General features: G+C 64.7%; 24 protein-coding genes. 20 read left to right on the plus strand and 4 right to left on the minus strand.

Annotated elements, in window-relative coordinates; all coding sequences use genetic code 11:
* The first annotated feature begins 6 nt into the window (after window positions 1-6).
* The 9 genes from gspG to ACXAJV_RS13175 are packed head-to-tail and all read left to right on the plus strand — an operon-like array spanning window position 7 to window position 5,953.
* Entirely contained in the window at window positions 7-462 is a 456-nt protein-coding gene (gene gspG / locus ACXAJV_RS13135) for a type II secretion system major pseudopilin GspG (RefSeq protein WP_475085880.1), read from the plus strand.
* Window positions 462-980, plus strand: coding sequence for a GspH/FimT family pseudopilin (locus ACXAJV_RS13140; RefSeq protein ID WP_475085881.1), 519 nt, complete (start codon window positions 462-464; stop codon window positions 978-980). The genes gspG and ACXAJV_RS13140 overlap by 1 nt, the downstream gene beginning before the upstream one ends.
* Window positions 981-983: 3 nt before the next feature.
* On the plus strand, window positions 984-1,355 hold the full coding sequence (gspI, locus tag ACXAJV_RS13145) for a type II secretion system minor pseudopilin GspI (RefSeq protein ID WP_475085882.1): 372 nt from the start codon (window positions 984-986) through the stop codon (window positions 1,353-1,355).
* Entirely contained in the window at window positions 1,352-2,002 is a 651-nt protein-coding gene (gene gspJ, locus ACXAJV_RS13150) for a type II secretion system minor pseudopilin GspJ (protein ID WP_475085883.1), read from the plus strand. The genes gspI and gspJ overlap by 4 nt, the downstream gene beginning before the upstream one ends.
* Window positions 1,999-2,985: a type II secretion system minor pseudopilin GspK gene (gene gspK / locus ACXAJV_RS13155; RefSeq protein WP_475085884.1), complete on the plus strand. Its 987-nt coding sequence runs from the start codon at window positions 1,999-2,001 to the stop codon at window positions 2,983-2,985. Before gspJ ends, gspK begins: the two co-directional genes overlap by 4 nt.
* Window positions 2,982-4,202, plus strand: coding sequence for a type II secretion system protein GspL (gene gspL, locus ACXAJV_RS13160; protein WP_475085885.1), 1,221 nt, complete (start codon window positions 2,982-2,984; stop codon window positions 4,200-4,202). Before gspK ends, gspL begins: the two co-directional genes overlap by 4 nt.
* The gene (gene gspM / locus ACXAJV_RS13165) at window positions 4,199-4,702 is read left to right on the plus strand and encodes a type II secretion system protein GspM (protein WP_475085886.1); all 504 of its coding nucleotides are present in this window, start codon (window positions 4,199-4,201) and stop codon (window positions 4,700-4,702) included. Before gspL ends, gspM begins: the two co-directional genes overlap by 4 nt.
* Window positions 4,699-5,439 carry a type II secretion system protein N gene (locus ACXAJV_RS13170; RefSeq protein ID WP_475085887.1) on the plus strand — a complete coding sequence of 247 codons (741 nt, stop codon included), beginning with the start codon at window positions 4,699-4,701 and terminating at the stop codon, window positions 5,437-5,439. The genes gspM and ACXAJV_RS13170 overlap by 4 nt, the downstream gene beginning before the upstream one ends.
* The gene (locus ACXAJV_RS13175; RefSeq protein WP_475085888.1) at window positions 5,423-5,953 is read left to right on the plus strand and encodes a hypothetical protein; all 531 of its coding nucleotides are present in this window, start codon (window positions 5,423-5,425) and stop codon (window positions 5,951-5,953) included. Before ACXAJV_RS13170 ends, ACXAJV_RS13175 begins: the two co-directional genes overlap by 17 nt.
* A gap of 6 nt (window positions 5,954-5,959) precedes the next feature.
* Here the strand turns inward: ACXAJV_RS13175 and ACXAJV_RS13180 are convergent, their stop codons facing one another.
* Window positions 5,960-6,442 (minus strand): prepilin peptidase, encoded by a 483-nt coding sequence (locus ACXAJV_RS13180; protein ID WP_475085889.1) that lies wholly within the window; start codon window positions 6,440-6,442, stop codon window positions 5,960-5,962.
* 69 nt (window positions 6,443-6,511) lie between these two features.
* On the opposite strand from ACXAJV_RS13180, the gene phnC reads away from it, so the two are divergent.
* The 3 genes from phnC (at window position 6,512) to ACXAJV_RS13195 (ending at window position 10,470) form a co-directional block, all read left to right on the plus strand.
* On the plus strand, window positions 6,512-7,306 hold the full coding sequence (phnC, locus tag ACXAJV_RS13185; protein ID WP_475085890.1) for a phosphonate ABC transporter ATP-binding protein: 795 nt from the start codon (window positions 6,512-6,514) through the stop codon (window positions 7,304-7,306).
* The gene (phnE, locus tag ACXAJV_RS13190) at window positions 7,303-9,315 is read left to right on the plus strand and encodes a phosphonate ABC transporter, permease protein PhnE (RefSeq protein ID WP_475085891.1); all 2,013 of its coding nucleotides are present in this window, start codon (window positions 7,303-7,305) and stop codon (window positions 9,313-9,315) included. Before phnC ends, phnE begins: the two co-directional genes overlap by 4 nt.
* A 93-nt stretch (window positions 9,316-9,408) precedes the next feature.
* Entirely contained in the window at window positions 9,409-10,470 is a 1,062-nt protein-coding gene (locus ACXAJV_RS13195; RefSeq protein ID WP_475085892.1) for a substrate-binding domain-containing protein, read from the plus strand.
* A gap of 81 nt (window positions 10,471-10,551) precedes the next feature.
* Here the strand turns inward: ACXAJV_RS13195 and ACXAJV_RS13200 are convergent, their stop codons facing one another.
* Window positions 10,552-11,643 carry a glycosyltransferase family 4 protein gene (locus ACXAJV_RS13200; protein WP_475086004.1) on the minus strand — a complete coding sequence of 364 codons (1,092 nt, stop codon included), beginning with the start codon at window positions 11,641-11,643 and terminating at the stop codon, window positions 10,552-10,554.
* Window positions 11,644-12,124: 481 nt separating this feature from the next.
* Here ACXAJV_RS13200 and putA point away from each other — a divergent pair, with 481 nt between their 5' ends.
* From putA to ACXAJV_RS13235, 7 genes are all read left to right on the plus strand, one after another.
* The gene (gene putA, locus ACXAJV_RS13205) at window positions 12,125-15,250 is read left to right on the plus strand and encodes a bifunctional proline dehydrogenase/L-glutamate gamma-semialdehyde dehydrogenase PutA (protein WP_475085893.1); all 3,126 of its coding nucleotides are present in this window, start codon (window positions 12,125-12,127) and stop codon (window positions 15,248-15,250) included.
* A 285-nt stretch (window positions 15,251-15,535) separates the two neighbouring features.
* Entirely contained in the window at window positions 15,536-17,431 is a 1,896-nt protein-coding gene (locus ACXAJV_RS13210; protein WP_475085894.1) for a ribonucleoside-diphosphate reductase subunit alpha, read from the plus strand.
* A gap of 276 nt (window positions 17,432-17,707) precedes the next feature.
* Window positions 17,708-18,538, plus strand: a complete 831-nt coding sequence (locus ACXAJV_RS13215; RefSeq protein ID WP_475085895.1) for a lipid A-modifier LpxR family protein — start codon at window positions 17,708-17,710, stop codon at window positions 18,536-18,538.
* A gap of 185 nt (window positions 18,539-18,723) precedes the next feature.
* Entirely contained in the window at window positions 18,724-19,758 is a 1,035-nt protein-coding gene (locus ACXAJV_RS13220) for a ribonucleotide-diphosphate reductase subunit beta (RefSeq protein ID WP_475085896.1), read from the plus strand.
* 110 nt (window positions 19,759-19,868) lie between these two features.
* Entirely contained in the window at window positions 19,869-20,453 is a 585-nt protein-coding gene (locus ACXAJV_RS13225) for a hypothetical protein (protein WP_475085897.1), read from the plus strand.
* A gap of 48 nt (window positions 20,454-20,501) precedes the next feature.
* Window positions 20,502-21,332, plus strand: a complete 831-nt coding sequence (gene folP, locus ACXAJV_RS13230; protein ID WP_475085898.1) for a dihydropteroate synthase — start codon at window positions 20,502-20,504, stop codon at window positions 21,330-21,332.
* Complete coding sequence (locus ACXAJV_RS13235; RefSeq protein WP_475085899.1) at window positions 21,332-21,676, plus strand: DMT family transporter; 345 nt, start codon at window positions 21,332-21,334, stop codon at window positions 21,674-21,676. Before folP ends, ACXAJV_RS13235 begins: the two co-directional genes overlap by 1 nt.
* Before the next feature lie 6 nt (window positions 21,677-21,682).
* Here the strand turns inward: ACXAJV_RS13235 and ACXAJV_RS13240 are convergent, their stop codons facing one another.
* Together ACXAJV_RS13240 and ACXAJV_RS13245 are read right to left on the minus strand one after the other, a co-directional pair.
* The gene (locus ACXAJV_RS13240) at window positions 21,683-22,876 is read right to left on the minus strand and encodes a M24 family metallopeptidase (protein ID WP_475086005.1); all 1,194 of its coding nucleotides are present in this window, start codon (window positions 22,874-22,876) and stop codon (window positions 21,683-21,685) included.
* 40 nt (window positions 22,877-22,916) lie between these two features.
* Window positions 22,917-23,924, minus strand: a complete 1,008-nt coding sequence (locus ACXAJV_RS13245; protein ID WP_475085900.1) for an RluA family pseudouridine synthase — start codon at window positions 23,922-23,924, stop codon at window positions 22,917-22,919.
* 162 nt (window positions 23,925-24,086) lie between these two features.
* Here ACXAJV_RS13245 and ACXAJV_RS13250 point away from each other — a divergent pair, with 162 nt between their 5' ends.
* Window positions 24,087-26,438 (plus strand): TonB-dependent receptor, encoded by a 2,352-nt coding sequence (locus ACXAJV_RS13250; protein WP_475085901.1) that lies wholly within the window; start codon window positions 24,087-24,089, stop codon window positions 26,436-26,438.
* Window positions 26,439-26,530: the final 92 nt, after the last annotated feature.

The following is a 26,530-nucleotide window of genomic DNA, read 5'->3' on the forward strand; positions in this document are numbered from 1 at the left end:
ACGTCGATGCAGACCCGTTCCGCCCCTCAGACGACAAACATCACGCAGGAAGACCGCGAGGCCGGTTTCTCCCTGCTGGAGATCATGATCTCGATCACCATTCTGGGCCTTTTGGCCACGATCGTGGTGATCAATGTCCTGCCTGCGCAGGACCAGGCGATGGTGCAGAAGGCGCGCACCGATATCGCCACGCTGGAACAGGCGCTGGATGCCTATCGGCTCGACATGCGCGAATACCCGACAACCGAGGACGGGCTGCAGGCGCTGGTCGAGGCGCCGCGCGGGGCGGAGAATTATCGCGAAGGCGGCTATGTGCGCCGTCTGCCGGACGATCCCTGGGGCAATCCCTACCAGTACGCCTATCCGGGCGAGCACGGCATGCTGGACATCTGGTCGCTCGGCCGGGATGGCCGCGAGGGCGGTGAAGAGCTCGACGCCGATATCGGTAACTGGCAGGGCTGATGATCGCTGTGCCCGCCCATCCGTCCAGCCACGAAGCCGGCGTATCGCTGATCGAGATCCTCGTGGGGATCTCGATCCTGGCGATTGTCGCCTTTGCCGTGACGTTGTCGATCACGCCGGGCGGGCCGGTGATCGAGCGCGAGGCCGACCGTCTCGCCGCACGGCTCAACCAGGCCGAGGCCGAGGCGATTGCATCCGGCGCGCCGGTGGGGTTGGCGGTCGAGGACGCGGGCGAGGGCTATGCCTTCTATCGCCTGGTCGACGGGCGCTGGTGGCCGGTGCGCGACCACCCCACACTGACAGAATACCGCTTTGACGGCGCGCTGCGCCTGCGGGTGGAGGAGACGCGGCCGGTCGCGCCAGAAGCCGCAGCTCGTGCCGCGCTCTATCCGGCGATCTGGTTCGATCCGGCCGGGATGACCGAACCTTTCCGCCTGCGCCTGTCGGCCGATGACGGTGCCGAGATCGAACTGGACTGGCAGGCTGCCGGCCGCATCGAACGCACGGCACGGGGCTGATCCATGCGCGCGCCGGTCTCCAGTCCTGAAAGCGGTTTCACGCTGATCGAGATGATGATGGCACTCGCCGTTCTCTCGATGGCGGGGCTTGCCCTGATGAACATGACCCAGGCGACGACGCGTAATACTGCCGCCGTGCAGGAGCGGGCGCTGGCAATGGTGGCGGCCGAGAACATCCTCAACAGCCAGATCCTGCAGCCCGGCGCGCCGCAGTCTGCTTCGGGCGATTATGCGATTGCCGGAGTGGATTACGATTGGTCGCTGGTCGTCAGCCCGACCGACGATGCCGGTCTCGTCCGTCTGCACCTGGACGTGCGCGATGCGGAGAGCGGTCGTCTTGGCGCTGAACTCGACACGTTCCGGAGGGCGCAATGAGTGTGGCCGCACCGGCGCGCGAGGCCGGCTTCTCCCTCGTCGAGATCCTCGTCTCTGTCTTCGTCTTTGCTGTGATCGGCGCGATTTCAGTCGCCCTCATGGCGTCGAGTGTGGGCGCTCGGGAGGTCAATTCCGACGTGCTCGACCGCACTGCGATGATTGACCGTGCCCGCACCCTCCTGCGCGAGGATCTGGGCCAGATCGCCCGGCGCGCGGTGCGCGGCGAAGCCGGTTATCGCGATCCCTGGATCCTGGCCGGCGCGGCAACAGGGCTGGCCGATTACGAGGCCGATGCGGACGAGCGGGTGCTGATGGTTTTCACGCGGCATGGGCGTGCCAATCCGGGTCTGATCCGGCCGCGCAGCTCGCTGGTCCATGTCACCTATCTGGTTCGCGGCGGCGACCTCGTCCGCCGGGTGCGTGATTACCCCGACCCCGGCGAGATGACGCAGATCACCGACCAGCGGCTGATCGCGGGCGGCGAGGATTTCTCCGTCGAGTTCCTGGTTGGCGCTGCCTGGCAAAACCGGGTCTTCCTGTCGCACACCGGCCAGGGCGCGATGCCGTCGGCGGTGCGCTTGCGCTACGACCTGCCGCCGCTGGGGGCGATGGAGCATGTGCTTTTGACCCCGGAGGCGCAGCCATGAGCCGGCCGGTCCTCGAGAACCATCGCGAGCGCGGCGCCTCGCTGGTTTCGGCCTTGCTGCTGGTGGCGGTGATGGCGAGCCTCGCCATGGCTCTGGCGGGGGATCTGCGTTTTGCCATGCGGCGCTCTGCCAATATGGATGTGCGCGACCAGGCCTACTGGTATGCGATCGGCGCGCGCGAGTTTACCGAAGGCCTGATCGCCCGGTCGATGGACGATCCCCGCCGGGCCCTGCGGCCGGATGCCGACTGGCTCAACGGACCGCGCACTTTCCCGATCGAGCAGGGCGCCCTGACCGGCCGGGTGCGCGACGGAAACAACTGTTTCAACCTGAACAGCCTGGCTCCGGCCGGTGCGTCGGGCGACCGGCAGGCCGATCCCGCCCAGATAGAGCGTTTCGAGCAGCTGATGCGCGCCGTCGAGATTCCGGCCGCCCGCGCCGTGCGGATTGCTGCGCAGGCCGCCGACTGGATCGACAGCGATGTACGGCCGGTCGCTTCCGGCGGTGAGGACGAGCTGTATCCGGGCTATCGTACGGCCAATGCGCCGATGGCCGAACGGGCCGAACTGCTGGCGCTGGAAGCCATGACGCCGGACATCTATGAGCGCCTGCGGCCGCTGGTCTGCGTGCGCCCGACCGGCGAGGCGCTGGCGCTGAATATCAACACGCTGACCGCCGCGCAGTGGCCGCTGCTTGCGGTGGCCTTTAACGGCGGGCTGTCGCGTTCGGCGATCGAAGGCCTGCTTTTGAACCGGCCGGCCTCGGGATTCGATACTGAAGAGGCGTTCTGGGCGCTCGACGTTGTGCGCGAGCTCGATCCGGACGCCTCGGTGCGCGAACGCGTCGGCATCGAGACCCGCTATTTCGAGATCGAGATCCATGTCGCCCATGCCGGCCAGCGGTTTGCGCTGAACGGGCTGGTGCAGAGCCTGGGAGGCGGGCAGGTGCGCCGTCTCTCGCAGAATTACGGAAGCGTTTCATGAGCCAGGACCTGATCCTCAGGCTGGACGAGCAGGACAGGCTGCACTGGTCCATCATCGACCGTGCCGGCCAGGTGCGCCGCGCGTCCGGTGCCGCCGAACCCGGCGAGCCGCTGGACCTGCCGGACACACAAGGCGTCAGCCGGACCCTGGTCCTGTTGCCGTCGGAAGATGTTTTTCTCGGCCTGATCGACCTGCCCGCACGCGGTGAACGCGACGCTTGGCAGGCGGCGCCCTACATGATCGAGGAGGCGCTGGCCTCTTCGCTCGCCTCGACCGAGATCGTGCCCGGTGCCCGCGCCGAGGATGGCCGCCGCTGGGTGATGGCGGCAGACCGCCAGCGCGTCGCGCAGTGGGCGACACGGATCGGCGAGGCGGTCGTGCGCCCGGCCTGGGTGATTCCCGACTGTATCGCTGCTGCCGAGCGCGATGTGGCGCTGACCCTGTTCGACCGGGGCGACAGTATTCTCTGGCTGTATGGCGCAGATATTCGCAAACCGGGCGACGCGGTGGGCGGCGCCATGGATCACAGACTCTTTGATCCGGTGATCGGTCCGCTGGTCGAGGGCGCGGGCGGCGGCACGGTCGCTGTCTCGGCATCCCTCGGCCTGGCGGGCGAGAATTTTCGCCAGATGCCGCGCGGCGATCTTGATCTCAAGGCCAGCGCCCTGCCGGCCGAATTCGTTGCGGCGCTGCCGCCGCTGCTGGGCGACCGGCTGAAGACGACGGTCGACTGGCGCGGCCTGCTGGGGCCGATCCGCAGACCGGTGGCGTTGGCGGCGGGTCTGCTGGTGGCTTTTTGTGCGCTGATGGCGGGCGAGGGTGTCTATTACCGCCTGCAGGCCGAGCGTTTCGACGCCGCGAGTATCGCCGAGTTCCGCGCGGCAGTGCCGGACGTTACCCGGCAGGTCATTCCGGCTGAAGCCGAACGCTTGCTCGCCGCGCGCCTGTCCGGTCTCGGTGGCGGGGAGGCGTCGTCCTACCTGCAGCTGATGGCGGCGCTGGGCGAGCTGACGTCGGGCAATGAGCGGGTGCGGATCGATCATGTGCGGTTCGACCAGGCCCGCTCCGAACTGTCTGTCTCGGCGATCTATACAGATTTTGCGGACTTCGATGCGCTCAATACGCGGGCCGGCACGCTGGGTATTGCGCTGGAGGATGGCGGCGCGCGAGAGAGCGGACAGGCCATCCAGGGCGAGTTTACGGTGAGGCTGCGATGAATACTGTGACCGGCATGTTCGAACAGGTCTGGGGCGGCCGAAGCCTTCGCGAGCAGATCCTGCTCGGCGTCGCCGGCGGCTTGGTGCTGGCGCTGGCGGTCAGTGTGCTGGTCGTTCAGCCGCTGGTCGGCTTCAACGATCGCGCCCGCGACGACTATGCCGCGGCGATGCGGCTATACCGTTCGATCCAGGACGATGCCCGTAGCTATCGCCAGCTCGCAGCGGAAACGCGTGAAGAGGCCGATACCAGCCGCTCGCTGCGATCGGTGGCGGGCGCGACCGCGCTTCGCCACGAGATTGCGCTGGCGCGCATGGTCCCGGCGGACGACGGTTCGCTGACCGTGAATATCGATCGCGCCGACAGCCGCGCCGTGATGGCCTGGCTGGTCGAGCTGGAGACCGGTTTCGGTATCCAGGTGGCATCCTCCACCATGGACCGGGCGGGCGAAGGCATTGTCGAGGCGTCCTTTGTGCTGCGCCGTCAGGGAGGCGGCCGATGATCGGGCGCATTCTTCTCGTACTGGCCATGCTGGCGGTCTGGCTGATTGTACTCATGCCGCTGAAGGCCGTGGCGATTGCCACCGGTGGCGCCGGGCAGCTGGGTTATGACGATGTGTTCGGCACGGTCTGGAACGGCCGCGTCTATGGACTGCGCATCGGCGGTGAGCGCATTCGCGAAACGGCCGTGTCCGTGTCACCTTTGGCACTTCTGACCGGACATGTGGCGGTGGACTGGCGCGTGACGGACAGTGGTCTGTCCGGCGATGGCCACGCGATTATCGCGCCAGGCCGGGTGCAGTTGGAAAACGTGTCGCTCACCATGCCGTTGGGCCGTCTGACTGAGACTGGCAGTACCGGGCTGGACCCGCGTGCGCCGGTCTTTGTGCGCATCGCACAGCTCGACCTGGCGGAGGGGCGCTGCGGAAGCGCCACCGGTTCGGCGCGGTCGGATGCGCTGGCGGCCCTGGCCGCGCCCTACAATATCGACGCGCCGGCGCTGGATGGCATGCTGGCCTGCAATGGTGACGACCTGGAACTCGTCTTTTCCGGCGAAAGTGCCGACATGACGGTTGAGGGCAGCGCCCGGCTTCGCGTCGAGGGCTATGACTGGCAGGTCTCGGTCGATACGGTACGTCCGGGACTGACCGAAGTCCTGGCGCTGGGCGGTTTCGAGGCCGAGGCCGAGGGCGAGGGCTGGCAGGCGCAGGGACAGGGAGTTTATGGTGCGAACCGCTGACGGACTGCTTCTTCTTGCGGCCGGGCTGGTCCTGTCCGCCTGTACGGCGACGGCCGGTAGCGCCTCCACGCAGCTGCCGCGGCCGCCAGCGCTGAGCCAGGCGCGGCCCGACCCGGCTCCGGCGGCGGCCGTTGAAACGGCCGGCGCGCTGCCACCGCAAACGCTGGAAGCCGGTGCCTGTGCCACCTTTTTCTGGACTGCTGATCCGGCGCATCGCTTTGTTGCCTTCGAGAACGAGACCGAGGGCTTTGCCCGCGTCTACGCCAATGGCGCCGAGCACGGCTTCTATACGCCGTCGCGCGAGGCACCCTATGTCGCGGGTGAGAGCTATCGCCGCGATTATGTCGATCCGGCTCGCGCGCTCGATATCCGCCTCACCGGCCGGGTCGGCGAGCCCTTGCCGACCGGCCAGCGTATCGAGCGTGTGGTGATGCGGGTGCTGCAGCCGAACGGCCAGACCCGCGTCGTGCCGCTGATCGGGCATTATGCCTGCCGGACGGCGGCAGACCGCTAGTATCGCCTAGAGCACCGGATAGAGGCCGGGCCCGTAGGCGCGGTAGATCCAGCCTGCGGCAATCCCGACAGCCAGCCAGGGGCCGAAGGCAAAGGCCTCGTCGCGTCGCGGCAGGCGGCGCTGCACGACGGCTTTGCCAAGTACGAACAGGAGCGCGCTGCCCGTGCCCACGAGCACCATGGCCGGCAGCAGCCAGCCACCGCACCATGCCCCGCCGGCCGCGATCAGCTTGGCGTCTCCGCGTCCCAAACCGTTACGGCCTGTGACCCAACGGAAGAGAATCTCGACCCCGACGAAGGCCAGATAGCCGGTCGCGGCGCCGATCAGTGACGCCCATGGCGTCGAGAACACGAATGTGTTGAGTGCCAGGCCGGTTGCGATCAGCGGCAAGGTGATTGCGTCGGGCAGGCGGTATGTTCGAAAGTCGATCCAGAACAGGGCGCTAAGCGCGATGATGAGAATCAGGGTTGCGGCGTGGGTGAGAAACATGTTGCTCCTGTCACAAAAGTGTCATGCGACTGCGCCACAAGGGCAGGGCGTACAAGGGGTGTTTTCAAGATGACAGACGCCGTGCCGGCGCTCAAAGCCGAAAATGTCCGTATGACATTCGGCGAGACCCGAGCGCTCGACGATGTCAGCCTTGCGGTTGAACCAGGTGAAATGGTGGCCCTGATCGGGCCGTCCGGATCAGGAAAGTCCACCCTCCTGCGTGTGGCTGCCGCGCTGCAGCCGGCGGACAGCACGTCCGGGCCGGTCGCCGTGCTGGGCCAGACGATGCAGTCGCGCGGCAAGATCGCCTCGCGCGTTCGCAAGAACCGCGCGCGGCTGGGCTTCATCTTCCAGCAGTTCAATCTGGTCGGGCGTTTGTCGCTGTTCGGCAATGTCATGCTGGGAGCTCTGGGGCGCCTGCCGCTCTGGCGCGGTGCGCTGGGGATGTTCCCCAATTCGGTGAAGCAGGCCGCCATGGACGCGCTGGAACGCGTGGGCATGGAAGAATTTGCAGCCCGGCGCGCGTCCAACCTGTCCGGCGGCCAGCAGCAGCGTGGCGCGATTGCCCGCGCGCTGGTGCAGGGCGCCGAGGTCCTGTTTGCCGACGAGCCGATTGCCTCGCTCGACCCGGTCTCTGCGCGCAAGGTGATGGAATTGCTGCGCGAGCTGAACCAGAGCGACGGCCTGACCGTCGTCGTGACGCTACACCAGGTCGACTACGCCCAGCGTTATTGCGACCGCACGGTCGCGCTCAACAAGGGCCGGATCGTCTATGACGGCCCGTCCAATGGTCTCGACCGCGCCAAGCTGATCGAGATCTACGGCCCCGAATTTGAAACCGCCTTCTATGGAGGCGAGGAATGATCCGCGCGCTCTGCCAGATCCTCGTCCGGATCATGCTTGTCAGCCTCGTTCTGGGCCTGTCGGCCTGCTCCGCACCGCAGACCGGGCCGGATGCAGCGTCCGGTGCGGCCCCGGAAAGCGGCGAGCGCCGCACGCTGAATTTTGGCATCATTGCTACGGAAAGCTCGTCCAACCTGGAATCCAACTGGCGCCCCTTCATCGCCGCGATGGAGGAGTGGACCGGTTATGATGTCGAGCCCTTCTACGCGTCCGACTATGCCGGGATGATCCAGGCCATGCGCTATGGCTCGATCCAGGTGGCGTGGTTCTCCAACTTCTCCGGCCTGCAGGCTGTGCGCCTGGGCGGCGGCCAGGTCTTCGCAAAGGCGACCTATCCGGACGGATCTGAGGGCTATAACTCGGTGCTTATCGTGCCGGTCGACAGTCCGATCCAGTCCGTCGAGGACGTTCTGTCCTGTGACGGGTCGATCGATTTCGGCATGGGCGACCCGAACTCCACCTCGGGATATCTCGTGCCCTCAGCCTTTATCTTCGCGCCGCGCGGTATCGATCCGGGCGAGTGCTTCAACTCGGTGCGCAACGCCAATCACGAAGCCAATGCGCTCGCCGTGGCAAACGGTTTGGTGGATGTGGCGACCAACAACACGACCAATATGACGCTGCTGGCGCGGACCCGTCCGGATATCGCCAGCCGTATCCGCGTCGTGTGGACCTCGCCGGCCATCCAGACCGATCCGATAATCTGGCGTGCGGATCTGGACGAGGAAGCCAGGCAGCGCCTGCAATACTTCTTCATGAATTACGGCCGCATGGGCACGCCGGAAGAGATCGCGGCGGCGCGTGACGTGCTGGAGCCGCTGTATTTCGGTCTCTTCCTGCCGTCCTCGAACGCGCACCTCGATCCCATTGTGCAGCTGGAGATCGTGCGTGACCTGACGGAAGCCCGGAACGATCCCGATCTGACCGAGGCAGAGCGCGAAGCGCGGGTGGCCGAGCTGGAACAGCGCCTGGCCGAAGTCGAGGCCGGCAATACCGGACTGATCAGCCAGGCCAGTGCCGTTGAGGGCCTGGCGGCGGCCGGCCCGGCGGAAGCGGCTGCCAGCTCGCAGATCAACTGGCTGGCCTCCGGCGTGATACTGGCGCTCGTCCTGGTGCTGTTGACACTCCTTCTGTGGGCCTCCGCCCCGCGCGGGCCCGGCCCTCGTGTGCCGCTGACCGAGCGGCTCGCGAATGCCGTGATCGCGGCGGGCGTGGTGATCATCCTCGTCTGGAGCTTCGACAGCGCCGATATGGACCGGTCCTACTTGCTGGTCGAGAATGCCGGCGATATGGGCGAGTTCATCGCGGGCTTCTTCCCGGAAGACCTTTCACCGGCCTCGCGCGCCAGCTACTGGCAAAATCTCACCCACGGTTTCAGCGAAGCCGTGCCGCAGATGATCATCACCGTGCAGATCGCGATCTGGGGCACATTCATTGCGGTTCTCGCGGCCATTCCGTTCGGCTTGCTGTCGGCCCGCAATGTGGCGCCGGCCTGGATCGTCCAGCCTGTGCGCCGGCTGATGGACGTGTTCCGATCGATCAACGAGCTGATCATCGCGCTGGTCTTCATCGCCGCCGTTGGCCTGGGACCGCTGGCCGGGGTGATGGCGCTTGCGGTGCACACCACCGGTGTGCTGGCCAAACTGTTCTCGGAGGCCGTCGAGGCGGTCGATGACGGGCCTGTAGAGGGCGTCCGCGCTACCGGTGCGGTGCCGCTGCACGAAGTGATCTGGGCGGTCATTCCCCAGGTCGCGCCGCTGTGGACCTCGTTCGGCCTCTACCGGTTCGAGTCCAATGCGCGCTCGGCGACCGTGCTGGGCCTTATCGGTGCAGGCGGTATCGGCCAGATCCTGTTCGAAGCCGTTCGAGCCTTCGACTATCAGCGCACTGCCGCCATCGTCATTGTCATCGTTATCGCTGTCAGCGCCATCGACCTCTTGTCGCAGTTGCTGCGCAAGCGCCTGGTCTAGCCGAACGGTATCCGCTCATCGGATAGGACTTGGTTTCGTCTCAATTCGGCGCTAGGCGAAACCGCGAAAAGGCAATTACGAGGGAACCCACCGATGTCAGCGTTCAAAAAACTCACCGCGGTGCTCCTGGCAACCGTTGTCGGTACGGCCGGCGCCTATGCACTCCAGCAGCGAGAGCAGATCCGCATCGTCGGTTCCTCGACGGTCTTTCCGTTCTCCACGGCGGTTGCCGAAAGCTTTGGTGCGAAGACCCAGTTCTCCACACCGGTGGTCGAATCGACGGGCTCGGGCGGTGGTTTTCGCCTGTTCTGCGCCGGTGTCGGTGCCGAGCACCCGGACATCGTGAATTCCTCGCGCCGCATGCACGCGTCCGAGTTCGAGCGCTGCCAGAATAATGGTGTGCGCGAGATCACAGAGGTGCGGATCGGCTATGACGGCATCGTCATGGGGTCGGCCAGCGACACGACTGAAGAGCTGGACCTGACGCTGACCCAGCTCTGGCTGGCTCTGGCCTCGGAAGTGCCCGCGGACGATACATGCTCGTCCTTTGTCGCCAATCCGAACCAGCGCTGGTCGGACATCGATCCGTCCCTGCCGCGTCAGCGGATCGAGGTGTTCGGTCCGCCGCCGACCTCGGGCACGCGCGACGCATTCGTCGAACTGGCCATGCAGGCCGGTGCCGAAGGCATCGACTGCATGTCGGACCTCGCCGGCGCCGATCATGACCGGTTCGAAAGCATTGCCGGCCGGATCCGCGAAGATGGCCGCTGGATCGATGCGGGCGAGAATGACAACGCCATTGTCCAGACGCTGGTTAACACGCCCGACGCCTTCGGCGTGTTCGGCTATTCCTTCCTCGACCAGAACTACGACCGTCTCTACGGCGTGACGATCGACGGCGTGGCGCCGGAGTTCGACGCGATATCCGACGGCAGCTATCCAGTCTCCCGTTCGCTCTTCTTCTATGTGAAGAACCAGCACGCGGCGATCGTACCGGGTCTGGCCGACTATGTCGCCGAGTTCACCTCGGACGCGGCCTGGGGCGAGTTCGGCTATCTGACCGATCGCGGCTTGATCCCGCTCGCGGATGGCGCGCGTGACGCAATCGCCCACCAGGCGCAGTCGCTGGAGGCGATGACGCAGGCGCCGGACTGACCGGCCGCTACATCGGCCAAGAGACTAAAAAGCGCCGGTCTTCACCGGCGCTTTTTTCGTTCTCGGATCGCGCGTACTGCCTCAGTACAGCGACTTCTGACGGCGCAGGCGGCGCCAGAAGCGGCGGCGTTCCGGTTTGGGGTGCGGCGTGAGGTTCTCGACGAAGTCGATGGCGCACTGCTTCCAGGAGTGCTTTTCGGCGTGGGCCCGTGGCGCCGCGCGGTCGATTTCCAGACAGTCCAGGCAGGCCTGGCGCAGATCGTCATTGATGAAGCCGCCACCGGAGCCGGGGATGATGTCCTTGGGGCCGTGGGCGGGGAAGGCTGCAACCGGTGTGCCGCAGGCCATCGCCTCCAGATTTACCAGGCCGAACGTGTCGGTCCAGGACGGGAAGACGAAGACGTCGGCATCGGCGAAATAGCGCGCCAGCTCGTCACCGAATTTCGAGCCCGGGAAGACCGCGCCGGGGAATTTCTGCTTCAGCTCCTCGCGCTGCGGGCCGTCGCCGACCACAACCTTGGTGCCGGGCAGGTCGAGCTTGAGGAAAGTCTCGATATTCTTCTCAACCGCGATCCGGCCGACATTCACCCAGATCGGGCGCTCAAGGCCTTCATAGACATCTTCGCCATTCATGCGGCGCTTGTCCGGGTTGAACAGTTCGATGTCGACGCCGCGTGCCCAGGCGGTGAGATTCTTGAAGCCGCGTGCGGCGAGGTCGTCGCGCATGGAGGGCGTCGTCACCATGATGCGGCCCGAAGCGTTGTGGAACCAGCGCATGAAGGCATAACCCGCCGAGAGCGGGATGAAGGGGAAGCGGGCGTTGACGTATTCCGGGAATTTCGTGTGGTAGCTCGTCGTGAAGGGCAGGCCCCACTTCTTGCAGATCCCGCGTGCCGCCTGACCCAGCGGGCCTTCGGTCGCGATATGGATCGCTTCCGGCTCGAACTCCTTGAAGCGCCGTGCGATGTCGCCGCGCGCATTGATGGCGAGCTGGATCTCCGGATAGGTGGGCAGCGGGAAGGTCTTGTAGCCGAGGCCCGGATGGATCACCTCGATCTGGTGTCCCATCTCGCGGCATTCCGCGACGGTGCGCGAGAGCGTGCGCACAACGCCATTCATCTGCGGTTCCCAGGCATCGGTCACCAGCATGATCCGCTGGGGACGTTCTTCCATATCGTCCGCCGTGGTCTGCAGCTGCGTGCCGGTCTGGGTGGTTTCGTCTTCGAGGGGATGGGTGTTGTCGGTCATCTCGATCCGTTTTCCGGGCCGCTTTCGGGCCGATAGTGTGGCCGGTTCAACCGGGGGCCCGCCGCGTTTAGCGGAACCGGTCCGGCATGTCAGCCATTAGCATACTGGCGAAAGCGCTGGCTTGAAGGAAAGAAAGCGGTTATCCGCCGCGCGGACCGCGTCCGGTGGACGCTTTGCTGCGCAAAATACCCTGCCGCTACCGGTGGAAATGCGGACAGGAAATTGTCCGTTGGCGGGTCGCGAACCAAGATCACGCAATGTTTGGGCGAAGTTACCGGCTCTCCGGTGTTTCGCGGTTATAAATTAGCCGCATGTGAACATAAATGACCCGCACACTTGTCTTGCCCCGACGAAAAGACCGGACCATTGTCCGGGCCGTTCACTTGCTGGAGTGGGAGTTTCAGTTATGAATGTCCAGACCCGTGAAGCCCTGCGCTGGGATGATTTGGATTCGGTGAAGTTCGCCGATGAGAGCGCTGCCGTGAAGCGTCTCGCGGACGAAACGGGTCTGGATGCAGACGCTCGCAAGCGTGTTCATGACGATGCCATCGAGCTGGTGAAAACGGCGCGTGCGACCACGCGTTCGCGCGGCCTGATGGACAGTTTCCTGCAGGAATTCGGCCTGTCCAACAAGGAAGGCCTGGCGCTGATGTGCCTGGCCGAGGCGCTGCTGCGTGTCCCGGATGCGCCGACTGCCGACCGGCTGATCGCGGAAAAGATTTCCGGTGGTGCCTGGGCCGAGCACATGGGCCGGTCCGAGAACTGGCTGGTCAATGCGTCCACGCTGGGCCTGATGCTGACCGGTTCGATCATCGACGTTGATCCGGATGCGCGCCAGAACCCTGGCGACTACTGGCGCAAGATGACGGCGCGCCTGGGCGAGCCGGTTATCCGGGCGGCGGTGTTCCGCGCCATGGGGATTATGGGCGAGCAATTTGTTCTGGGCCGCAGCATCGCCGAAGGCATCAAGCGGGCGAAGAAGGGTGAGGGTGCGCTGTGCTCCTTCGACATGCTGGGTGAGGGCGCCCGCACCGCGGCCGATGCCGAGCGCTACCACAAGCGCTATATCGATGCGATCGATGCGGTCGGCAAGGTGCGTGGCGACAAGCCGGTCGAGCTGGAACACGGTGTCTCCGTGAAGCTCTCGGCGCTGCACCCGAAATACCTGGCGGTGAAGGAAGAGCGGGTCATGGCCGAGCTCTATCCGAAACTGCTCGAACAGGCCAAGCTGGCCAAGTCCTATGATATCGGCTTCTGCCTCGACGCCGAGGAAGCGGATCGTCTGGTCGTCTCGCTGAAACTGCTCGAGCGGCTGGCGCTTGAGCCGGACCTTGCCGGCTGGCAGGGGCTGGGGCTGGCCGTGCAGGCCTATCAGAAGCGCGCGCGCTTCGTTGTTGAGCGCCTGATCGATCTGGGTCGCGAAACCGAGCGCCGCTTCCTGGTGCGCCTGGTGAAGGGCGCCTACTGGGATACCGAGATCAAGTTTTCCCACCAAATGGGCTGGCCGGACTTCCCGGTGTGGACCACCAAGCCGGCGACCGATCTGAACTATCTCGCCTGCGCGCGGGTCATGCTGACCGCGCCGGACCAGATCTACTCCCAGTTCGCGACCCACAATGCCCACTCGCTGTGCGCGGTGCGTGAAATGGCGCAGCAGGCTGGTGTGGAGCATTACGAGTTCCAGCGCCTGCACGGCATGGGCGATGCGCTCTATGCCGCTGCTGCCAAGCTTCACGAGGCGCGTCCGGTGCGCATCTATGCGCCGGTCGGCAGCCATGAAGACCTGCTGCCCTATCTCGTGCGCCGCCTGCTGGAGAACGGGGCGAACACGTCCTTTGTGCATTCCTTTCTCGATCCGGAAGTGCCGGTCGAAGACGTGGCGCGCGGCCCGTTCCGTGATGCGGAGATGATCGACCGTCATGCCCGCATCCCGCTGCCTGTCGATCTCTACGGCGAGGAGCGTGCGAATTCGAAGGGGCTCGACCTGGCCCAGGCGCGCGTGCGTGCCAGCCTGGCAAAAGCCTTCCGCGATTTCGAGACGGCGGAACCGATCACGGCCGCGCCATTGGTCAATGGCAAGCTGCTGGACGGCGCCGCTCACCATATCATGTCACCGGTGGATTCCGGCGAGTATGTGGGTACGGCGGTCGATGCGTCGGTCGACGATGTGAATGCCGCCTTTGAAATCGCCATCGCCGCCCAGCCGGCCTGGGATGCGCGCGGCGGCAAGGCGCGCGGCGCGATCCTGCGGGCCATGGGCGATGCGATGGAAGCGGATATGGAACGCCTGATCGTGCTGATGGCACGCGAGGCGGGCAAGACGCTCAATGACGGTATTGCCGAAGTCCGTGAGGCGGTCGATTTCTGCCGCTACTACGCGGCCCAGGCCGAGCGCGAGTTCGATTCGGATGTCCGCCTGCCCGGGCCGGCCGGCGAGACGAACCATCTGGGCCTGAAGGGGCGAGGCGTCTTTGTCTGCATCAGCCCGTGGAACTTCCCGCTGGCGATCTTCACCGGCCAGATCGCCGCGGCGCTGGCGGCGGGCAATGCCGTTATTGCCAAGCCAGCCGAACAGACCCCGCTGGTGGCGTTCGAGGCGGTCCGCATGTTCCAGAAGGCTGGTTTGCCGGCCAGCGTGCTGCATTTCCTGCCGGGCACGGGCGAGATCATCGGTGCGGCGCTGACCAATGATCCGCGCACCCAGGGCGTGGCCTTCACGGGCTCGACGGAAGTCGCCCGCGCGATCAACCGGTCACTGGCCGCGCGGGAGACCGCAATCGCACCGCTGATCGCGGAGACCGGCGGCCTCAACGGCATGTTCGTTGATACCACCGCACTGCGCGAACAGGTCGTCGACGACGCGATCATGTCGGCCTTCGGGTCGGCCGGTCAGCGCTGTTCGGCGCTGCGCGTCATCTTCGTGCCGGAGGATACGGCGGACGAGCTGATCGAGTCGCTGTCCGGTGCGATGGACGAGCTGCAGCTTGGAGACCCCATGGATCCCGCGACCGATGTCGGCCCGGTGATCGACAATGAGCAGCGTGAAATCCTGTTGCGCCACATGGAGCGCATGGAAGCGGCCGCGAAGGTGATCAAGAAGATCGACGATGTAGAGCTTTCCGAGCGCGGCTTCTTCTTCGGGCCCGCCCTGGTGGAACTGCCTTCACTCGACATGCTTGATCGCGAAGTGTTCGGCCCGATTCTGCACGTCGTGCGCTTCAAGCGCCGCGATGTCGCGGCCATTGCGCGCGAGTTGGCGGCGAAGGGGTACGGGCTCACCCTGGGCATCCATTCGCGTCTGGCATCTTTCCACAGGCAAATTCAGTCCATCGTTCCGGCGGGCAATGTCTATGTGAACCGGAACATGGTCGGCGCCGTTGTGGGCGTACAGCCCTTCGGCGGGGAAGGCCTGTCAGGCACGGGTCCCAAGGCCGGCGGCCCGCACTATCTGCACCGGTTTGCCGGCGAGCGGACGGTCACGATCAACATCGCCGCCCAGGGTGGCGACCCCGAACTTCTGAACCTGTCCTGATCGCCTGTATTAACGGGATTTAACCCTGTTGCGGGGCCCTCTCATCCGGTTTAATCGGGGGTGACGGGCCCCGCTGCGCATTCAGGATTTGTTAACTAAAAAATCCGCCCGCGGACCATTCTGGGCGTTGACCGGCCCTTCGCGTTGATCCACTATATGTTGGGTCGGCTGGTGACAGCGACACACTATACAGAGTTTCTTTCGACCTTTCGGGTTCGTTCGCTGCGCGGCGCTGTCTACCGCGCGACAGTATTTTTTGCCTCGGGCTTGGGGAGTAATGCCATCATGTCGCCACTGGATTCGGCCACAAATCGCCAGATGGAAACCGACGTTGCCAAGACGCGTCCGGCTCGCCGCGGCAAGCCCAAATCCTCGGCCAGCACGCACCTGCGCCTGGTGGAAAGCGTCAAGGTCGACCGGTCGCGCGATGCGCTGCTGACCGAGTTCGGCAAGAAGACTCTGGAAGACCGCTACCTGCTGCCGGGCGAGTCCTATCAGGACATGTTTGCGCGCGTCGCGACGGCCTATGCCGATGATGGCAGGCACGCCCAGCGTCTTTACGACTATATCTCGCGCCTGTGGTTCATGCCGGCGACGCCCGTCCTGTCCAATGGCGGTGCCGATCGCGGCCTGCCGATCTCCTGCTTCCTGAACTCGGTGGGCGACAGCCTGGACGACATTGTCGGCACCTGGACCGAGAATGTCTGGCTTGCCTCCAATGGCGGCGGTATCGGCACCTATTGGGGCGATGTCCGTTCGATCGGCGAGAAGATCGGCGAGGTCGGCCAGACGTCGGGCATCATTCCCTTCATCCGCGTGATGGACAGCCTGACCCTGGCGATTTCCCAAGGCTCGCTGCGCCGCGGTTCGGCGGCCGTCTATCTCGACGTCCACCATCCGGAAATCGAGGAATTCCTCGAGATCCGCAAGCCATCGGGCGACTTCAACCGCAAGTCCCTGAACCTGCACCACGGTCTCAACATTTCCGACGCCTTCATGAATGCTGTCGCTAATGACGAGGGGTTCGAGCTGAAGTCGCCGAAGTCGGGCGAGGTGGTGAAGACGGTCAATGCCCGCAAGCTGTGGCAGAAGATCATCGAGCTGCGCCTGCAGACCGGTGAGCCCTACATCATCTTCTCCGATACGGTGAACAATGCGCTGCCCGCCCACCAGCGCAAGCTGGGCCTGAAAGTGCGCCAGTCGAACCTGTGCGCCGAAATCATGCTGCCCACCGGTTTCGACCACAAGGGCCAGGAGCGCACGGCGGTGTGCTGCCTCTCCTCGCTCAATGCGGCGAAATACCTGGAGTGGAAGGACGAGCCGGATTTCATCGAGGACATCTACCGCTTCCTCGACAATGTCCTGCAGGACTTTATCGACCGTGCGCCGGCCGAGATGGACCGCGCTGTCTATTCCGCAATCCAGGAGCGTTCGGTCGGTCTGGGCCTGATGGGCTTCCACACCTTCCTGCAGCAGATGAATGCGCCGTTTGAAAGCGCCATGGCCAAGTCGTGGAACATGAAGCTCTTCAAGCATATCCGCACCGCGGCCGACGCCGCGTCGGTGAAGCTGGCCGAAGAGCGCGGTGCCTGTCCGGATGCCGAGGCGTCCGGTGTGAAGGCGCGCTTCTCGCACAAGCTCGCGATTGCGCCGACGGCGTCGATCTCGATCATCTGCGGTGGCGTCTCTGCCGGCATCGAGCCGATCCCGGCCAATGTCTACACCCACAAGACCCTGTCGGGTTCGACCACGGTGAAGAATCCGAAGCTGGAAGAAGCGCTGGAGGCCAAAGGGCTCAACACGCCGGCCGTTTGGGCCTCAATTCTCGAGCACGAAGGCTCGGTCCAGCATCTCGACGGGCTGGACGAGCACGAGAAGGCGCTGTTCCGCACAGCATTCGAGATCGACCAGCGCTGGGTGATCGAGCATGCCGCCGACCGCACGCCCTTCGTGTGCCAGTCGCAGTCGCTCAACATCTTCCTGCCGGGCGATATCGATAAGTGGGACCTGCACATGCTGCATTGGTCGGCCTGGGAGAAGGGCGTGAAGTCGCTCTATTATTGCCGCTCCAAATCGGTGCAGCGGGCGGCCTATGCCGGTTCCGAGAAAAAGTCGGAAACCGAAAAGTCGATGGAAGCCGCCGCGCCGACGGATTACGAAGAGTGCCTCGCCTGCCAGTAGGCGAACGCCAGATACCGGCCGGTCCTTCGAGGGGGAGAGACCGGCCCCCGGAAAGGGGATGGCGTTTCGCTGTCCCCTTTCTCATTTTGTCCGCATTTTAACCCTGTCCGTGCCCGAGCATTATTGGTTCTGCCAATTGCCGCGCCTGCGATATTGCGCTGTGTCATGGTCTAGTGATGGACCCTGAGACGCGCGCGGGTTAACCTTTCCTCGCGTCTGGAGTGAATCAGCATGCGCTTCGCGCGCCGATTGCTAGTCTGGGCGCAGAGGGGATGAATGATGAGACTGGGGCGGACAGCCGAGCTTATGACAGCCGGTGCGATTGCGCTGGGCGGTGTTGCTTATGTGTTCATTGAGCCGGGCGATGCAGCCAGCGAATGGGCGTCGTCGTCCCGCATGATCCAGGATCAGTTCCGCGCCGAGGGCGAGGTCCGGCCGCTATCGCCAGCGGCTGCCCGTGTTGCCCTGTCGGCGCTCTCCATGAATGACGACCCCTTCGGTGGAGCGCCGCTAGCCTCGCTGACATCGCAACAGGGGGCCCGGGTCGATCTGGGGGAGGCGGGCACCCTGGAGGTTGCAATTGTCGACCCGGCCGGCAGCGACCGGGCGCAGCGTCTCTTCTCGCCGCGCGGAGACGGGTATTCGCCGGTCGTGATCGACCGCGGTGAGCGCGAAGCGACGGTGGCGGTCAATTACGAGCGACGCTTCGAGACGGCCGGCAATGGTGAGGAGCTCGATGTCTCCTTCACGCCGCGTGCTGGCCTGAGTGTCGGTCCGGAAGGGTCGGCGGCCGGGGCCGGTGCGGAAGTGCGGGTCGGCCAGTATCTGCGTGGCGCCGAGAGCGAGCGGTCGCGCTGGTATGTCTTCGCGGGTGCTGACCGGCGCGCGCTGATGTACGACCCGTCAAAGGGGGTCGATTTCTCCAACGCGATGCAGCTGGCCCAGCGGCAGGTTGTGGGCGATGCCCAGGCCGGTGTCGCGGTGCGTTTCGGTGAAGTGGATCTGTCGCTGGCTTACGTGCGCCGCGAGTACAAGCACGTCGCCGGTGTCACCAGTTTCGACGAGACCGAGGAATTCGGCGCTGTCACGGTGAACTGGACCTGGTAAGGCGTTTCGGGCCCGGACACAGCGCCGCACCCGGTTAAGCCAGGCATGGCGAATTACAGGCGAATCGCGCACTCTCCACAGCCGCCTGCCGTCCAGACCGCATCAATCTGTAGACGTTTTGGAAAGGATGGGCACAATATCTTGTGTTCGATCCGATTCCGTTCCGCCCCGTGGGAGCTGCGACCATGACCCTGTCTGCCGAGAAAGCGCCGACTCTTCTGAGCCCGAGCCTGACCTACAAGCCGTTCCGCTATCCGTGGGCCTATGATTTCTGGCAGCGTCAGCAGCAGGTTCACTGGATGCCGGAAGAAGTTCCGCTCGGCGAGGACTGCAAGGACTGGGCGACCAAGCTGACGGACAAGGAACGCAATCTGCTCACGCAGATCTTCCGCTTCTTCACCCAGTCGGACGTCGAGGTCGGCGCCAACTACATGGAAAACTACATGCCGCTCTTCAAGCCGGTTGAAGTGCGCATGATGCTGGCCGCCTTCTCAAACATGGAGACGATCCACATCGCGGCCTATGCGCTGTTGCTGGAAACCATCGGCATGCCGGACAGCGAATTCTCCGCCTTCATGGAATACCAGGAGATGGCGGCGAAGCATGACTATCTCGGCCAGTTCGGCTGCGACACCGAGAAGGACATCCTGACCTCGATGGCCGTGTTCGGCGGTTTCACCGAGGGGCTGCAGCTGTTCGCATCTTTCGCCATGCTGATGAATTTCCCGCGCTTCAACAAGATGAAGGGCATGGGGCAGATCGTCTCCTGGTCGGTGCGCGATGAATCGCTGCACTGCGAAGGCATGATGCGCCTGTTCCATACGTTCGCGGCCGAGACCGGCGCCCTGACCCAGGGCGTGAAGGATGACATTGCCGATTGCTGCAAGACGGTGGTGAAGCTGGAAGACAAGTTCATCGAACTCGCCTTCGAGGCCGGCGAGGTCGAAGGCATGACGCCGGAGGACATCAAGCAGTACATCCGCTACATCGCCGACTGGCGCATGAAGCAGCTGAAACTGCCGACCATCTATGGGGTCAAGGAACACCCGATCCCGTGGCTGACGGAAATCCTCAACGGCGTCGAACACGCCAACTTCTTCGAGGCTCGCGCCACCGAATACTCCAAGGGTGCCACCAAGGGCGCTTGGCACGGCGATAGCGGCGTGTGGGAGATGTTCGACAAGATGAAGAAGAAGGAAGGCGGTGTCCCGGCGGAGTAGGACGCGCGGGCTGTTTGCCGCCACATCTTGCATGGTCCTGAGTTTCGACGTATGGTTGCGCATATGTTGCGCTTTCTGCGGAGGAATTCATGGGGGCTCGGAGACAGGCGTTGGCGAGTGTTGCGGCCGTGGTCGTGGTCTCGCTCCTGGTGGGTGCAAGTCTGCGCGCGCCCGGTGCCGAGCCCGGTCATGCGCTGATCAAGATCGACATGAGCGCCGCAGACTGCGAGACTCATAACGCCGTTGGGCTAAGTATCGAGCGGCTCGTCGAGCTTCCGGCATCCGGGCCGCTCATTCTGGACGCCGGCCTCGTGCCGGAAGGTTTCAACGTGCCGGCCGGCGGGGAAATGCTCAATCCGCTACTCGATGAGCTCAGGATCCCGATCCTGGCTGACTTCGTCACCATCGTAAGTGGCGAAGTTCCCGCCGCGCCTGCCATGCTCAGTCTTGTTCCCGATGAGGGCGGCGACTGGCATGGCGAAATATCGGCACAGCTGGGGGCGTCTGAAGAAAAATGGAGCCTCTCCACTGCCGGTACAGCGGATGATCTGGTGCTGAACCCTGAAAACTACTGGCAGTTCGATGTCAGGCTGGACCGGCGGCCCTTCTGGCAGCGCTGGCTTGGGCACGGCGAGGTCGGGCATAGCTCCACCGCCAATGCCGGGGGCGCTGCCTGTCCGGAAATGAATAGCTGACCAATCAGTCTGCTTGCCAAGCCTCTCGGCGGGGACTAGCTAGCGGACATGCCGAAGTTCCGCACCCGTCGAAATTCTGACATCCCCTTTGTCATGGGCGTGCTCAATGTCACGCCCGACAGTTTTTCCGATGGCGGGCAGTGGGTCGACCAGGATGCCGCGGTGCACCGCGCTCTGGATATGCTGAAGAGCGGCGCCGATGTGATCGATATCGGTGGCGAGTCGACCCGGCCGGGCGCTGATCCGGTGCCCGAGGCCGAGGAGCTGAGGCGCGTTATTCCTGTCATCAAGGCACTGCGCGACGAGACCGCGGCGCGGATCTCCATCGATACGTGCAAGCCGGCCGTCGCGCGTGCCGCGATCGAAGCTGGTGCAGACATCTGGAACGATGTCATGGCGCTGCGCCATGAGGGCGCGGTGGAAACGGCGGCCGAACTGGGTGTGCCGGTGATCCTGATGCACATGTCCGGCACGCCGCAGGAAATGCAGAAAAATCCGCAATACGACGATGTCGTCTCCGAGGTCTGCGACTTCCTGACCGAGCGCGCTGATATTGCCATGGCGGCCGGCGTGACGGCCGACAGTATCTGGCTCGACCCGGGCATCGGCTTCGGCAAGTCGCTGGATCACAATCTGGCGCTCATGCACGATCTCGATGAGGTGATCGGGCTGGGTTATCCGGTGCTGTTCGGCGCTTCTCGCAAACGCTTCATCGCGGCGATTGACGAAGGGGCCGACGAGATGGAACGGCTGGGCGGTTCTCTGGCGGCGGCGCTACGCGCGGCGCAGGACGGTGCGGCGATGGTGCGCGTGCACGATGTGCGCATGACGGTACAGGCACTCAAGGTTCAGGCCGCCATCCGCAAGGGACGTTCGTGATGATGACATTCTTTGGTCCCTGGACCCTGCTCGTGCTCGGCGGCATTCTGGAAATGGTCTGGGCGCTGGGCTTCAAATATGTCGGCCGCGACGCGCCCTGGTGGCAGCAGGGCGGCGTCGTGCTGGCGCTGATCGGATCGATGACGCTGCTCTTCCTGGCGATGAAGCAATTGCCGGCCGGCACGGCCTATGCCGTGTGGACGGGCATCGGCGCCTTGGGCGTCGCGACGGTGGGCATCCTGGTCTTCAAGGAACCGGCGACGCTGGCGCGGATCGTTTTCCTGGCGCTGATCCTGATCGGCATTATCGGGCTGAAGGCGACCAGCGGTTCCGGCGCCGGCTGACCGGTCTCAACCGAAGGGATCGTCGATCGACTTCGACGGCTCGGTGAACCAGCGCGGTCCGTCTTCTGTCATGTAGAAATGGTCTTCCAGCCGGATGCCGAACTCGCCCGGTACCACGATCATTGGCTCGTTGGAAAAACACATGCCGCCCGCCAGCGGCGTCTGGTCGCCGCCGACCAGATAGGGCGCCTCATGGATATCCAGCCCGATCCCGTGGCCGGTGCGGTGCGGAATACCCGGCAGTTGATAGTCCGGCCCCAGGCCGCGGCGCTCGGCCTCGGCGCGGGCGGCCGCATCGACCGCGGCGCAGGGCGTGCCGATCCGCGCCGCCTCGAAAGCCGCGAGCTGGCAGGCTTTCTCGGCGTCCCAGATTTCACGCTGCCGGTCTGTCGGCGTGCCGAAGACATAAGAGCGGGTGATGTCGGACTGGTAGCCATGCATGGCACAGCCGGTATCGATCAGCACCATGTCGCCCTCATCCAGCGCTTTCGGTCGCGCCACCCCGTGCGGGAAGGCGGTGTCAGGTCCGAACAGCACAATGCAGAAGGTCGAGCCGCCGGGGGCGCCGACCTTCTTGTGGGCGGCATGAATGAACTCGGTCACCTCGCCGGTAGAAATGCCGGGGCGCAGGATACGGGCGGCGGCCTTGTGAACCTCGATCGTCGCCGTCTTCGTCGCCTGCATCAGTGCCAGCTCGTCGTCATCCTTGCGCGCACGGGCACCCAGGACGACCCCGGCCGCATCCGCCGCCGGGCCATTCCAGGCGTTGTTGAGGGCGTTGGCGGTGATCAGCGGTGTGTCGGGTGACAGGGCGAGTGTTGTGTTCGACCGGCCGAGCGAGGCGACGAGGGCGTAGGGGTCTTCATGTTCTTCCCAGACGGCCAGCGGCGCGTCGAGGCGCAGATAGCTTTCCAGCGTGCCGGTTTCGAAAGCCGGTCCGGCATAGGTAAGGCCGCCGTCCGCGCCGACGAGGGCGCCGACAAGACGCTCGGTCGCCGGCCAGCGCAGGCCGGTGTAGTAGGTGAGATTGGAACCGGCATTGAGCCAGATCGCACCGATCCCGGCATCGCGCATCCGATCGCGCAGCCCGTCCAGCCGGTGGCGGAATGTCGCTTCGGGGATCGGCTTGCAATGCCCCAGCATGTCGCTCAGGCGCGAGAGTTCGGTCTTGGCGTCGGATCCGCCCACTCCGCGCGTCATCAGCGTTTCGGCCATCATTTCCTCCTGAACCGGGCTGGGGTCAGAGCCGCTCGAGAAACCTCTCCAGCCGTTCCATGTCTTTCGGCAGCTCACTTTCAAACCGCATGTCTTCGCCGGTCACCGGGTGTTCAAAGCCCAGGATCGCGGCGTGCAGGGCCTGGCGGCGGAATTCCTTTAGCTCGCGGCCATTGTCCGAGATCGCCAGGATATTGCCGCGCTTGTTGCCATAGACCGGGTCGCCCAGCAAAGGACAGCCGATATGGCCCATATGGACGCGGATCTGGTGCGTGCGGCCGGTTTCCAGGCGGCACTCCACCTTGGCAGCCAGCCCGGTGCCGATCGCGGCGCCAGGCGCCTGCCCATACCGGGTGAGGGTGGTGTAATTGGTGATCGCGTGCTTGCCGGCTTCGCTGTGCGGGTCCCGGGGCACGACGAATTTCTTGCGGTCCTGAGGTGCGCGCGCGATGCGGGTCTCGATCCGGCCGGCCTTTGGCGAGGGGGCGTTGCGTGTGAAGGCGATATAGGCGCGCTCCACCGTGTGGGCGGCGAACTGGGCGGCGAGGCCCTGATGGGCGGCGTCGGACTTGGCGACGACCATCACGCCGGACGTATCCTTGTCCAGACGGTGCACAATGCCGGGGCGTTCAACCCCGCCAATACCGGACAGCGAACCAGCGCAGTGATGGAGAAGGCCGTGAACCAGCGTGCCGGTCCAGTTGCCGGCAGCGGGATGAACGGCCAGCCCGGCGGGCTTGAGCAGGACGACCAGATCGTCATCCTCGTGCAACACGTCGAGATCCATCTTCTCAGGCACAGGGTCGGCCGCACGCGGTGCGGGGATTTCCAAGGCATAGACCGAGCCGGCGGCGATCTTGGCGGACGGGTCGCTGAGAACCTTACCGTCGACCCGAAGCTGGCCCTGCTCGATCAGCGCCTTCAGGCGTGAGCGCGACAGGGCCTCGATCTGGCCGGCCAGCCAGCGGTCCAGGCGTTCGCCAGCGGCATCGGCTTCGGCGGTGAGTTCGGTGAGCTGGTCAGTTCCGGTCATGGGCGGATGGTCCTCCAGGCGATGCAGGAATGCAACGCGCCGCTGAATGCTGCAGTGCGTCATCTACCTGTCACGGCTTCGTCGGCAAAGCGTCACGGCCACTTCATAGACAGGCGCATCGGATCGCGGCCGAGGGGGTCGCGTAACTGCAAGGACTTAGCCATGATGTTGAAAGCGCGCCTGATGGCGGCTGCGGCGATTGCTGCGCCCCTGTTTTTCGCACCTGCAGCGATTGCCCAGGACGACAACACGGTGGATGTGATCACGGTCACCACCCAGTTCCGCGAACAGTCTGTCGCCGACGTGCCGATCAATGTCAGCGCCTTCGACGAGGCCCTGCTCGAGGATCTCGCCATTGCCGATTTCGAGGACCTGGCCGCCTTCACGCCGGGCCTGATCGTACAGGAACAGTCGCCGAACAATACCGGCTACTCGATCCGCGGCATCACCACCGATAGCGGTGAAGCCACGTCGGAAACCCGTGTCGCCGTGTTCCGCGATGGTGTCTCGATCACGCGTTCGCGCGGCTCCTACATCGAGCTGTTCGACATCGAGCGCATCGAGGTGGCCAAGGGCCCGCAGCCGACACTGTTCGGGCGCGGCGCACTGATCGGTGGTATCAACATCATCCAGAACAAGGCCGAGGACGAAAACTCTGGCGCCTTCGAAATGGGCTTTGGCAATGAGGGCCAGGTCGAGGCGCGCGGCCATTATAATTTCCGTCTCGCCGACGGCTATGGCCTGCGCATCTCCGGCGTGTCGCGTGAACGCGATGGCTATATCGAGAACACCGAAGGCGGCGATCTGCAGGGCCGCGACTCCCAAGCTGTGCGCGTTGTGCTGTCGGGTACGCCCAACGATGTCTTCTCCTTCGACCTGATCGCCAACTATCAGCAGGACACCCCTCCGGGCACCTCGTTCAAGTCCGGCACGCTGCCGGCCGTGGGGGGTGATACCGATCCGTTCACCGCGGCCTCGCTGAACACGTTCGGCGGTTTCGAGGGCGGTGCCGAGCTCGGCCTCGACCGTGAAGTGCGCGAGCTGACCTTCCTCGCCGACGTCCAGCTGTCCGACGCCTGGACGCTGAATGCGATCACCGGCTGGCGTGACTTCGACTCGGTCGAGATCTTCGATCCGGACGGCATGGCGCTGCCCTTCCTGGTGATCGCCGAAGACGCAACCGGCGAGCAGTTCAGTCAGGAGTTCCGCCTGTCCTATGACGCCGGCGGCGCCTGGACGGGGTCGCTCGGCGCGCTCTACTTCCACGAGGAAGGCGAGCAGCGCATTCCGATCGGTGTGAATGAGGCCGTTGCCCAGGCGATCCTTGCACCGACGCTGGCTGCCGGTTTCGGCGCCAGTGTCGCCCAGCTCGAGGGCCTTCTGGCGCTCAACGGCTTCCCGGGTGTTGATCTGGACAACCCGCTCAACCCCTTCCCTTATTCGGTGGCCGCCCTGCTGCAACAGCAACAGCTGGTGCCGCTGCGCGACTTCTACCTGGAAGAAGGCTCCAATTCCGGCGAGACGACCTCTTTCGACATCTTCGCCGATACCTCCTACGCCGTTACCGACCGTCTGACCCTCACCGCTGGTCTGCGCTGGACCTATGAGGACAAGACCTCGTCGGGCTATGGCCGCAATATCAACGGCCCCAACTTCGTGACCTTCGCCAACACGCTGGTGTCGCCCTACACGCCGAATGGCGAAACGGTTAGCCAGTCCGGCGAGTTCGACGACTTTACCTGGCGCTTCGCGGCGTCCTATGCCGTCACCGACATGCTGAACACCTGGATCAGCTATGCCCGCGGCCGCCGTCCGGACGTGATCTCGGTCGACACCGACAGCCCGACTTACTTCTCCGAAGCCCCGGCGGAAATTGTCGACTCGGTCGAGGCTGGCGCTTTCTGGACCTTCGCGCGCGGCACGCTGTCCGGCTCCGTCTTCTATTCGGAGTATGAAAACTTCCAGACCACCCGTTTCGACCCGGGCACGGTCAGCTTTGTCACCGACAATGCCGGCAATGCCACCCAGTATGGCGCTGAGCTTCAGGGCCAGTTCGACATCACAGACCGCGCCGAGCTGTTCGCCAGCTACGCCTATAATTCGGCGACTTTCGACGACACCGACTCGAGCGGCAATGCGCTGGAGCTGGCAGGCAACACGTTCCGCTATGCCCCGGAGCACACGCTCGCGCTGGGTCTGAACTGGGAAGTGGCGGCTGGTGATTGGGGCGCGCTGCGCTTCCTGCCGACCTATAGCTGGCAGTCGAAAATCTACTTCGACAACAATAATGACCGGTTCGGCGGCATCCTGCATCAGGACGCTTACGGCCTGCTCAATGCGCGCCTGCGCTATGAGAATGCCGACGAACGTTTCCACGTCGAGCTCTACGGCACCAACCTGACCGACGAGGAATACCTGATCGATGCCGGCAATACCGGCGGCAGCTTCGGCATGCCGACCTTCATCGCCGGCTCGCCGCTGCTCTACGGCATCCGCGGCGGCGTCGAGTTCTAGTTCCCCAGGGGGCTGGGGTGGGCGGCGCGCCGGGTTGGGGGACCCGGCGCGCCGTCTTCGTTTATGAGCGTAGTGAACCCGTCGCGAAATTG

This window comes from Maricaulis sp. ABE4_448 (assembly GCF_056160825.1).